The 10,117-nt window shown below is 68.8% G+C and carries 9 protein-coding genes; 1 reads left to right on the top strand and 8 read right to left on the bottom strand.

Translation table 11 applies throughout. The features are described from left to right. Window positions 1–392: 392 nt before the first annotated feature. The 4 genes from AC1Q5P_RS21420 to AC1Q5P_RS21405 are packed head-to-tail and all read right to left on the bottom strand — an operon-like array spanning window position 393 to window position 3,089. On the bottom strand, window positions 393–1,739 hold the full coding sequence (locus AC1Q5P_RS21420) for a dihydrolipoyl dehydrogenase family protein (RefSeq protein ID WP_492519972.1): 1,347 nt from the start codon (window positions 1,737–1,739) through the stop codon (window positions 393–395). Then, window positions 1,721–2,500, bottom strand: a complete 780-nt coding sequence (gene merB / locus AC1Q5P_RS21415; RefSeq protein WP_492519971.1) for an organomercurial lyase — start codon at window positions 2,498–2,500, stop codon at window positions 1,721–1,723. Before merB ends, AC1Q5P_RS21420 begins: the two co-directional genes overlap by 19 nt. A 9-nt stretch (window positions 2,501–2,509) precedes the next feature. Further along, window positions 2,510–2,737: a GDCCVxC domain-containing (seleno)protein gene (locus AC1Q5P_RS21410; protein ID WP_025549113.1), complete on the bottom strand. Its 228-nt coding sequence runs from the start codon at window positions 2,735–2,737 to the stop codon at window positions 2,510–2,512. Further along, on the bottom strand, window positions 2,730–3,089 hold the full coding sequence (locus AC1Q5P_RS21405; protein ID WP_017184393.1) for a hypothetical protein: 360 nt from the start codon (window positions 3,087–3,089) through the stop codon (window positions 2,730–2,732). The genes AC1Q5P_RS21410 and AC1Q5P_RS21405 overlap by 8 nt, the downstream gene beginning before the upstream one ends. Before the next feature lie 74 nt (window positions 3,090–3,163). On the opposite strand from AC1Q5P_RS21405, the gene AC1Q5P_RS21400 reads away from it, so the two are divergent. After that, window positions 3,164–3,580, top strand: a complete 417-nt coding sequence (locus AC1Q5P_RS21400) for a MerR family transcriptional regulator (RefSeq protein ID WP_017184392.1) — start codon at window positions 3,164–3,166, stop codon at window positions 3,578–3,580. Window positions 3,581–3,583: 3 nt separating this feature from the next. Here AC1Q5P_RS21400 and AC1Q5P_RS21395 read toward each other — a convergent pair whose 3' ends face one another. The 4 genes from AC1Q5P_RS21395 to AC1Q5P_RS21380 form a co-directional block, all read right to left on the bottom strand. Further along, window positions 3,584–4,453 (bottom strand): ArdC family protein, encoded by an 870-nt coding sequence (locus AC1Q5P_RS21395; RefSeq protein WP_017184391.1) that lies wholly within the window; start codon window positions 4,451–4,453, stop codon window positions 3,584–3,586. A gap of 155 nt (window positions 4,454–4,608) precedes the next feature. Next, complete coding sequence (locus tag AC1Q5P_RS21390; RefSeq protein ID WP_039574906.1) at window positions 4,609–6,786, bottom strand: hypothetical protein; 2,178 nt, start codon at window positions 6,784–6,786, stop codon at window positions 4,609–4,611. Beyond that, entirely contained in the window at window positions 6,783–8,570 is a 1,788-nt protein-coding gene (locus AC1Q5P_RS21385) for a hypothetical protein (RefSeq protein WP_492519970.1), read from the bottom strand. The genes AC1Q5P_RS21390 and AC1Q5P_RS21385 overlap by 4 nt, the downstream gene beginning before the upstream one ends. Beyond that, window positions 8,567–9,916: a tyrosine-type recombinase/integrase gene (locus tag AC1Q5P_RS21380; RefSeq protein ID WP_039577820.1), complete on the bottom strand. Its 1,350-nt coding sequence runs from the start codon at window positions 9,914–9,916 to the stop codon at window positions 8,567–8,569. The genes AC1Q5P_RS21385 and AC1Q5P_RS21380 overlap by 4 nt, the downstream gene beginning before the upstream one ends. Window positions 9,917–10,117 lie beyond the last annotated feature (201 nt).

Genomic DNA, 10,117 nt, shown 5'->3' with positions numbered 1-10,117 from the left:
TTCGGCGACATATCCTGACAGTCCAGCCCCAATCCGGGGTTCGAGGAAGAAAACCATCGGCTGCCTCCAGCACTGCCCAAAAACCGCATCGGCCTCCCCCGAGGCGGGGGTGGGCGGCGAGAGCGACCGAAGAGGCCCGTTCGAGCGGCGGGCTGCACCCGCAGGGGCGAAATGAAATGGAGCAGCCCGGCGAAGCCGGGGCTTGCAGCCCGCCGTGGCGGGCCTAGCAGGGAGCGCCGACCACCTCCGCGTCGGAAGGGAGGCCCAAAAAGTAGCGCCGCCGCGTCAGCGGCGTCCGCAGATCAGGCGGGCGACAGCCCGCTATCGTCTTTCGCGACAGGCTGCCGCCCGCCCGCGGGCGAGCACTGGTGACGGATCGTGCGCGGCGTCGCCTAGAGCATGTAGCCGATATCCGAGGCGCCGGTCGGATAGGCAAACATGGTGGAGCGTAGATCGGCCGCGGTGAGGCCGTGGCGGATGGCCAGGCCGAAAAGGTTGATCACCTCGTCGGCGTTCGGCCCGACGAGATGCGCGCCGAGGACGAGGTCCGTCCGCTCGTCGATCAGAACTTTGTGGCCATAGACCGGCTCGGCGAGCCGGCGGGCGGTGAACCAGTCCGGCGTCGAGGCCGCGTTAGCCCGGAACTTGAGGCCGCTGCGGCGCGCCGCCTCTTCCGAAAGCCCGACGGCGGCGATCGGCGGCACGGTGAAGGCGACGCTCGGAACACCGCGATAGTCGGGCTCGCGCGATGGACCTTGCAGGAGGTTCGCGGCGACGATCTTCGCGTCGTGGCTCGACACCGGGGTCAGGGGCGGCCCGACGCCGGCGGCGTCACCGGCGGCATAGACCCGCGGGTTGGAAATGCTGCGCAGATGCGCATCGAGCTGCAGTCGTCCGTCTTGCACCGCGACCTGCCCGGTGGACAGGTCGAGGCTGCCGAGATCGGGACGACGCCCGGCAGCATGAATGACGAGATCGCAGGCGACCTCCAGGTCCGGCGCTCCCTGGCGAGAGGCACGCACCTGCAGGCCGTCCCCGTTCCGCTCGACCCGTGTGACCGCGGTGCCGGTCTCGATGCGAATGCCGAGCGCCGTGAACCGCGGTGTGAGCCAGCCCACCAGGTCGGGATCGAAATGCGGCAGCAGCCGGCTAGCGCGCTGCAGGATCGTGACTTCGGCGCCGGCACGTGCGGCCAGATGCGAGAACTCCGCGGCGACATAGCCGCCGCCGATCAGCACGATCCGGCGCGGCAGCGTCTCCAGCTCGAGGAAAGCGTCGCTCGTGCTGACCAGCTCCTCGCCTGGAATGCCGAGCGGGATCGGCCCCGCGCCGGTTGCGATCAGGATATGCTGGGCCTGCAACGTCCGACCGTCGACCGCGACCGCGTCCGGGCTTGCGAAGCGCGCTAGCCCGTGGAAGGCGTCGACGCCCAGCTTGGCGTAGCGGCGTTCCTGCTTGGCGGGGACCGGATCGGTAAAGCTGCGCTTGAACGCCATCAGGCTCGGCCAATCGATCGCCAGGTCGCCGCCGACACCATGTCCGGCCATGCGAGCGGCGGCATCGATCGCCTCTTCGCCGCTGACCAGCATCTTCTTGGGATCGCAGCCCCGTAGCGCACAGGTGCCGCCGAACGGGCGGTGGTCGATGACGGCGACGGACCATCCGGCGGCGCGGACCTGGCCGATCGCGACCTGGGCGGCTGTTCCGCTGCCGATGACGATCAGGTCGTAATGGGCCATGGCAATATCCCTCCGAGCATCGGTGCAAAGATCGCGCGGCCGACCTGGAGGGCCTCGCGCAGGGTCAGGCGAATGCCGTCGCGGGCGGTCACGGAACCGTCCATACGCCAGGCTTCAAGATGATCGGCATGGCAGAAGAAAGCCTGCTGAGTGCAGAGCGAAGACGCTGCACAGCCGCCGGTGTAGCGATGACCGGACCAGACGAGAATCCCCTCGGGCACGACGTCGCCCAAGGTGCAGCCCCGGTCGTGGACATGGATCGCAAGCGAGCGCCGGCATTGGCGGCATGACGAGCGGATGAGGCTGGCGTGCGGTGCGATCGTGCAGATCCCCAGCGCGTCGAGGGCGCACATGGCTCCCATCGTGATACCCGCGGCCTCCACCTGATGCTCACTGGGAGCATCGGTGAAAGGATAGGCGCCGCTCACTCGGCCGTCGCCGTCGAGGACCACGAGATCGCGTCCGGCGAGCCGGTGGAGCGCTGCGGCCACGTCGCCGGGCGGGAGCGCAACCGCGGCAGCGATCTCCACCGGCGCCGGCGCGTAGCCCTGGGTGACATAGGCCCGGAGGATGGCACGCCGCACCTCGTCCTCGGTGCTGTCGATGCCATGCCACCTGCGGCCGATAAATGCCGCGAACAGCGCTGTCAGGGCCGAATGGGCGCTTGGCGCGGTGACCGCAGTCCAGTCCGGGACGACGGTGCCGTCGGGGAATGCAACCGTCGGTTCAGGGGCAGCGTCAGCGGGGGTGGCAAGCGTCACGGCTTGTCTTCAGCCGCAGCAGGACGCGCCCTTGCCCTCGATCTGGATCGGCGGACACGGAACGTCGCCATAGGAACAAAAGACGCAGCAATCGCCCTGCTTGGGCTTGAGGACCGCGCCGCAGCCCCGGCAGTCATAGAAAAACTGGCATGCGTTGGTCGGCATCGTCTCGGTCGCCTGATGTCCGCAGTGCGGACAGGTCAGGGTCGAGTGCAGCTCCGGAACGACGTCAGACATAGCTATAACCCGCCCAGAGCAGTGCCGCGCCGACCAATAGGCCGGCGAGAGTGAGGATTCGCGTCCAGCGCGGCGTGCACACGCCGTCCGGGCCGCAGCGCATGGCGGCGAGTTGCTGGCGCAATAGCAGCGCGGCGCCGGCGACGAGGCATAATGCGCCGATCACGAGGAGCGGCGTGCGATAGGGCGCGGAGACGACGGCCACGCCGCTGAGCCAGGCCGCGCCGATGCCGGCGGATGCCAAGAGGATCGGCAGTGCGCAGCAGGCAGCGACGCCGAACGCGGCGGCGATCCCCGCCAGGGTAAGCGCGGCGGTACTTATCCCCTTGGGCGGGCTTGGTGTCTGGGTCACGGGCGACTCCTTGTGGCGGGCATGCAGCTATCCTACCATCTGTAGCGACTACAGACTCAAGAGGTATTTTGAAGATGGCCGCAACCGCCGCGATCCAGATCGGCGAACTCTCGCGCCGTACCAGCTGCAACATCGAGACGATCCGCTATTACGAGCGGATCGGGCTGCTGCCCGTTCCGCCGCGGCGGGGCCGTTACCGCAGCTACGGTCGGGAGGACGTGGCTCGCCTGGGCTTCGTGCGCCGTGCGAGGGAGCTGGGCTTCACCCTTGACGAGGTGCGCGCCTTGCTCGGACTCGCGGCCGGCGGCCAGGCCTCCTGCACCGAAGTCCGCGAGCTCGCGGCGTCGCATCTGCAGGATGTGCGCGCGCGGATCGCGGACCTCAGGCGGATGGAACGGGTTCTGGCAGACTCGGTGCGAGCCTGCGATGCCGGTCAGGATCCGGGCTGTCCGCTGCTTGATGCGCTCGGCGCCGAGGTGCGGGCCGCGTGAGCGTCACGGCTGCTGGGCGTGCATCCAATCGGCCGCCGCCTGCGCCTTGCTGGCCGCAGTGAAGATCGCGCGGCTGTCGTTCTTCAGCACCTGAAGCCAGGAGGCGATATAGGCGGCATGATCGGGACGCGGATCGTGCGCGATGCCGAGGTCGGCAAGCAGGAACGAGGCGGTCAGCTCGGCGGTCGCTTCCTCCATCGCGAGCGCGTCCTTGGTCCACCGGGCGCTGAAATCCCGGTCGAGCCGATGCGCCGCGCCGCTGGCATGGGCACACTCGTGGATATGGGTGCCGTAGAATCCATGCGCGCTACGGAAGGTTGCGAAGTGCGGCATGTAGATGCGGTCTTCGCCGAGATGGTAATAGGCGCTGCTCGACCCGTAGACCGTGTCGATACCGAGCGCGGCGATGAAGGCCTCGGCGGCCGCAAGGCGCTCGCTCTCGGGCAGGACCGGCCCGGGCTCGGGCGCGTAGCCGTCGACCTGATCGGCGTTGAACAGGCTGAACGCCCGGGCGAAGAGCCGCCGTCCCTTGCCGCCATCTTCGTCATCCTGCTCGTCGTCGCGCCGGCTGATCTCCTTCCAGAGGACGCCGAGGCTGGCCTGCTCGCCCTTGCGGACCTGGGCGCCGCGGTCCTGCCACTGACGATAAGTGCCCCAGACCCCGCTCGCATAGCCGCCGCCATAGGCCGCCGCCCAGAGCGACACCGTGTTGATGCCGCGATAGGGCTTGCCGCTGGCGATGTTGGTCGGCCGGGTGACATCGGCGCCGCTGTGATGCCATGGCATGCGCCAGTTGCCCGTACCGGCTTCGATCGCTGCAAGGATCGCCTCGGTGACCCGAGTATAGACGTCGGCTCGTACCTGAGTTGGCATGATCTGAACTCCGCTTGCCCGTCGGGGGCCATCCCCGGCGGCGGAGCTCGACTAGCGCCGGGCACAAGCGCGGTTGCGCACCCGTAGGGCCGCAGCGAAGCGGAGGACGGCAACGCCGTTGCGCCAGCGCGCCGACCGGCGCAGAGCTTCCGCCGTCAGCCGGGGTTGGCCTCCGGCGGCGCGGGGCCGATGGCGTCGATCACGGTAGTGAGCCGGTTGATCTCGGTGGCGAGTGCATGGCGTTGAAGATCCGACAGACGTCGTTCGCGCAGCAATGCCCTGGCATCATCGGCCGCGCGTTCCCAAGCTGGCCTGTGACGGGCGGTGATGCAGGCGTTGGGACAGCGGGTCGGCTCGCACAGCGCCGTGAGCGGCTGCTTGGGATCGGGGGTGGTCACGCGCTTGAGGCAGAGCGCGGTGGCGGGATCGAAGAAGCAATCCGCGAGGAGGCCGACATGGAGGGTTCGCGCGACGCTGGCGAGCATGACACGTAGCCGGGAGCGGTCGGCGATCATGGCGGGCAAGGGCCCGAGCTGCACGGCCGCATCGTCGAGCGTCCGCGCGATGCGTGGTCCCGCCGGCCCCGCGAGTGAGGCACCGCCCTGCCGCCGGTCGAAATAGTCCAGCAGGTCGCCCTGCTGACCGAGCCGGCGCTGCGCCTCGACCTCGGCGCGAAACCCCGATGCGCTGGTTCCGGCATAGCCCTCGAAAGCGGCGACCGAGGCGTGCTTATACTGGATCATGCCGGCGATGGTGCCGAACGGACGGTTGGCGATGTGCCATGCGATGGTGCGGCGGAACTGCCGCGTCGTTATGCGCCACGGCTTGCCACCGGGTCCGGACGGGATGACCGGCACATCAGGGCTGCCGAAGGCAGCGTTGAGGTGGTCGCGGAAGGCGTTGAGTTGGCGGACCACCTCGCTCGACAGATGCGTCTTGGTGGCGGCGCCGGGGCGTAGTACCGGCCAGAGCGTATCGCTGCCGCTGGCGCGCGTCGGTCTTGCCGACAGGCGTTCAAGCACCGCTATCGCGTCTGCGACCGGCTCGATCGTCACCCAGCTCGCCGCCTCGCCCATGGTCGACCGACGCTTGTAGATGGTCGATCGAATGCGATGCCGCTCGACCAGGCCATCCTCGCTGCGCGCGATCGAGAGGCACCCCCGCCGCATCGCCTGCACCTCGCAGTCGCGCATGCCGGTGAGGTAAGCGCACACTATATAGGCGGCCGCCTGAAGCATCCGTTCCTCTTGTGCGAGCGTCTTCGCATCGAAGCGTGCGCGCCATGGCCGACCGCTATCGGGATCAATCGAGATCGGCGTGTCCATGCCGCCCACTTCGACGCCCAGGTCGGCGGCAGCGGCTTCGATCAGGGCGGAGACGCCCTTGGCGAGTCCGAAATGCATGGCCGGTTCCGCCTCAGCATCGACACCGGCATGAAGATGGAGAAGATGGACGTTGATCGGCGGCGTCGCTTCTCCGGTGCGGGGATCGGTGCGCGTGACGCCGTTATGCGCGGTCGTCCAGATCGGCACGCCGCGGCCTTGCCGGGCTCGACGCGCGATATGGCGCTCGAGGCGCGCGCGCTGCCGCAGGCGGCGCTCTGCGCCAGGCAGTCCGCGCTCGGCGGCAAGCAGCCGGGCGCGGCGCGCCTCGAGCCGATCCAGCGCGGCCCGAGCCGATAGAATATCGTGCGCGAAGACGGTGACGTAGCGCAATGACCAGGCGAGCAGTGCGGCGATGACATCTTCCGGAAACCGCGGGGTACGGTTCTCAACGACGTGCCGATAGCCTGCGACGCGGGCGGGTGCCTGTCCGGCCCAGGGCTCAAACGCGAGGCCTCCGCCAGCGAGGCGGTCACGATAGTGATAGAGATCGGAGACCACTTCGAGGAGGTGGCCGACTATGACGGGTCGCCGGGCAGAATCGTGGCGAAGATGCCTGGCATAGGCATCGGCCAGCGCCTGATCGATGCGGCCAAGGTCGAGCCCTCCAAGCGTCAGGCGCGCGAAGGCGAAGAACCGGCGTGCGCGGTTGAATGCCTGGCGGATGCTCGCCGGCGGCAGCTTCGGGCGGTAGCCGGGAAGATCGACGTTGAGGCGGGCGTAGAGATAGGCACGCATCGCCGCCTGCACATCGGCATGTTCGAGCACGTCGAAATGCACGGTGACATGGCAGCGCCGCGCGTTCTCGCGGAACACGGCGGGACCGAGATCCCAGCTTGAGTCGCCGACCCGCGACAGCTCTTCGCGGGCGTGGCCCGCCTTGAGCGGCGCAGTGGCCAGCACGGGCCGATCGTCGAACGCGGGTGCGCGGGCATGGGCGGGCGTGATCATGCGCGTGCTTCCGGCGGCAGATAGAGCCGCTCGCTCTCCATCTGCCAGCGCGCATCGGCGATAACGGCATCGGAGAAGACCGGCAGGACCTGGGTCGTGATGCGGGAATGGACGCGGCCGAACTTGGCCGCCCAGTCGCTCGCCGGGAGGCTCGGTCGCTGCTCTTCGACGAACGCGAGGAAGGCGAGGATCGCGGGAAGCTTGCGCGCGGTGATGACGGCGTTGGGGCAATCGAGGCAGCCCCAGAAGGGCTGCGCGCAGGGTGAGCCGGCCTCGGAGAAGGGGCTGCTATGGAAGCCCGAGCAGGCGGCGAGCCAGACATCCTGTTCGCCGTCGAGCAACGGCCCCACCGTATCGGCCGACATCAACGGCGCCGCCTGCTCGGGCGCTTCGCGCAGCGCCTGCTCGGCCGTGGGCGCGAGGACGGTCGGCATCGCGGCGGCGACCGCCTCGCGAAAGGCATCGGCGACGGCCGCCTCGTGCAGGGGCCGGAGCGACGGCAGGTCGGCATAATGGCGCGCCGCGACCTCGCGCGTGTGACCGACCGCGAAGCGGGCCATGTGCCCCTCGGTCTTGGTGTACCACAGCGCCTTGTGGGTCTTGCGCAGCCGGGAAAGCAGCAGATGCAGCGGCTTGCCGTTATCGTCGACAATGCCACAGCGGCGAGCCCAGGCGGGGAGCGGATACTTGAGGTCGACTATGCCGGCGCGAAGGCCGCCGACGTTGTGATAGGCCCACAGGCAATCGCCGGGCAGGTGCTCGCGGGCAGCCGCCGTGGCGTCGATCAGGCGGCGGATCAGCCCGCCCGGCGTGCCGCCACCGCCGTCGCGGATGCGCATGCTCTTGTGCTCGGCGCCGCGAGCCCGGCGCTTCAGATAGCGCAGCTCCACCGTGCCGGCATGGGCATTGGCGAGACAGTCCACGGTCAGCGTCTTCAGGCACTCGGGCTCAAGGCCCGTCTCAAGCGTGAGCAGCACGAGCAGCGCCGGCAGGTCGCGCGCGAGCAGATGATGCCGGCCATGCAGGTCGTCGATGAGCGTCGCGGTTGGCAGGTTGCGGCGCATGCGCATGAAATAAAGGCTCTTCAGCTCGGGCTGGTCTGCGACGATAAAGCCCTGCCGCGCGATGATCGCTTCGACATCGGCGCGGGCGGCGGTGATGGCCGGATCACCCTCGTCGGTCCGATCGTCGGCGCCGAGACGGCGGAACATCGCTTCGACATCGGCTCGCGCCGCGTCGCGCAGCGCGCGGGCGACGAAGGGGCTGTAGGCATCGCGCGGGGTCGAGCGGCCCGCCGAAGTGGCCAGCGTGTAGCGCAGCCGCTCATGCAGCTCGGGTGCGATCCGATCGGGCCGGTCTGCTTCGATCGCGCGCAGTGTGTTGATGATCTTGCTGACCGTCATGTGACGGTGGATCGCGCCCATCCCACGCCGTTCGAGCGCGGATGCGAAACCATCGATATGGACCGCGCGCAGGTCGCTGACGCCAACCACCTTCAGTCCTTCGTCGGCAAGCCAGGCGAAGAAGTGACGATAGACCTGGACATACTGCTTGATGACGCTGGCCGCACCGATCGGTCCCCCGAGCGCGGCCGACCGACGCAGCGCACCGGCAAAGGCGATGGCGAGCGGGCGAGGATCGAGCGCGGTCATATCGACCAGGACCGTCCCGCCATGCCGCGCCTCGAGGGTGAACTTGAGGCCGAACACCGGATCGGGCTGCGGTCGCTCCGGCGTGATGGGCGCGAAGGCGACAGGCCGGCCCTTGCGGGGACGCTCGCTCATGCGCCCTGCGGTCCCGGCAACAGCGCCAGCAGCTCCTCGACGGCCGCATCCACCGTATCGGCGCGGGTCGCGATATGGTCGAGATAGACATAGGTGGTGGCGAGGCTCGCGTGGCCGAGCAGGCGTTGCACCTGTTGCAGCGGGTCGCCCAGGATCAGCCGATAGGTCTCCACCGGCCCCACCGGCAGTGCGGCCTCGCGCAGTCGCTGCTGGATCAGCAGAGCGAGCATATGGACTGCGAAGGTGTGGCGAAGCTGGTGCGGGCTGATCGACAGCGGGAAGCCGTTCTCCTCGCACCGCTTGCAGGCCCGGGTGAAGATCACCTCCCACGAGTTGGGGCGGACAGGCTGCCCGACCTCGGTCAGCCATAGCGCCACCGGCTCGCGGGGCGTTCCATCCTCGTCGCACAGGATCAGGCGGCATCGTTCCTCCGGGGTGCAGACATCGCGCATGCGGTCGAGACCGGCGCGGGTGACGTGGATCGGTCGCTCGAACCTGGCCGCACCGTCGCGCGCGGCGAACTTGGTCACGCCCGCGGCGCGCTCGACGGCGACATAGGCGGTGATCTGACGAAGGAGCCGGCGCGGGACCAGGACGCTGCGTCCGCGGTCGCCCTTGGTGAGCGGCGGCGGCAGGCGCAGCCAAAGCTGCTGAGCCTGATCGTGGTCGTGATCGATGGCCGCAAGCTCATCGGCGAGCAGGCCCGACGCCTCTTCGAGACGCAGGCCGGTTGTGACGAGAAGATCGGCGAACAGCGCGTTGCGCAGCCCGTTGCGATCGCGAGCGCCGGGGCGTTCCGTACCGTCAAGGGCGAGGCCGCGCAGACCGACGTCGCGGAAAATGCGGTAGTCGTCCATCGTGACGAACCGCACATCCGATCGCTTGGCAGTGCGTTCATAGGCGTCGTTGCGCGCGGCGATCATGCCCCGACGCCCCCCATGCGCCGGTCGCCATATAGCGCGCCGACTGAACGGCGCTTCGGCAATCAGCCCTTGGCTCTTACCCCAGCGGTAGAGGCGATCGAGGCTGGCGACTGCCCGGTTCCAGCTTGCCGCGCTGATCCGCTGGGCGGCGTCGCCGCGCCGCCGCGCGCGGTGATAGGCGGTCACATCGTCGCGGGCCGCGTCCCATATCGTCGTGCCGCAGGCATCGAGGAAGCGAAGCCACACCGCAACGTCATAGGCGTAGGCGCGCAGCGAATGGCGCGAGCGGATCCCCGCTAGCGGCAGGTCGACAAAGAAGCGGTCGAGATCGGGATCATAGAGAGCGTCTCCCCGCAGGATCAGCGGCACATGCGCGTCGAGCCCCCTGGCGTCGCGGCGCTCGCAAACGGTAATGATCGACACCGGCACGAAACCCTCCCCCCGGACCCCCCACCCGGAAGCTGACCTCACACCGATGCGCCCTATGGCCCGGCAGTTATCAGGCTGGCCTCCGCCAGCTCTTGGGTCAGCGCTACGGCCAGCCTGATAACTGCCTACCGTGGGCGTCCATCGCCGACCTTACTGCAATGTTGCGGGCGGCGCAGACTGTCCAGATAAGGCGAC

The organism is Novosphingobium sp. GW835-FHT14H07 (genome assembly GCF_058793515.1).
Note: the sequence above shows the minus strand (reverse complement) of the source record. Positions and strands in the feature narration are given on the sequence as shown.

Coding starts and splice junctions, on each gene's coding strand:
- AC1Q5P_RS21420 (WP_492519972.1), bottom strand. CDS start 1,739: ATGGCCCATTACGACCTGATCGTCATCGGCAGCGGAACAGCCGCCCAG.
- AC1Q5P_RS21410 (WP_025549113.1), bottom strand. CDS start 2,737: ATGTCTGACGTCGTTCCGGAGCTGCACTCGACCCTGACCTGTCCGCAC.
- AC1Q5P_RS21400 (WP_017184392.1), top strand. CDS start 3,164: ATGGCCGCAACCGCCGCGATCCAGATCGGCGAACTCTCGCGCCGTACC.
- AC1Q5P_RS21395 (WP_017184391.1), bottom strand. CDS start 4,453: ATGCCAACTCAGGTACGAGCCGACGTCTATACTCGGGTCACCGAGGCG.
- AC1Q5P_RS21390 (WP_039574906.1), bottom strand. CDS start 6,786: ATGATCACGCCCGCCCATGCCCGCGCACCCGCGTTCGACGATCGGCCC.
- AC1Q5P_RS21385 (WP_492519970.1), bottom strand. CDS start 8,570: ATGAGCGAGCGTCCCCGCAAGGGCCGGCCTGTCGCCTTCGCGCCCATC.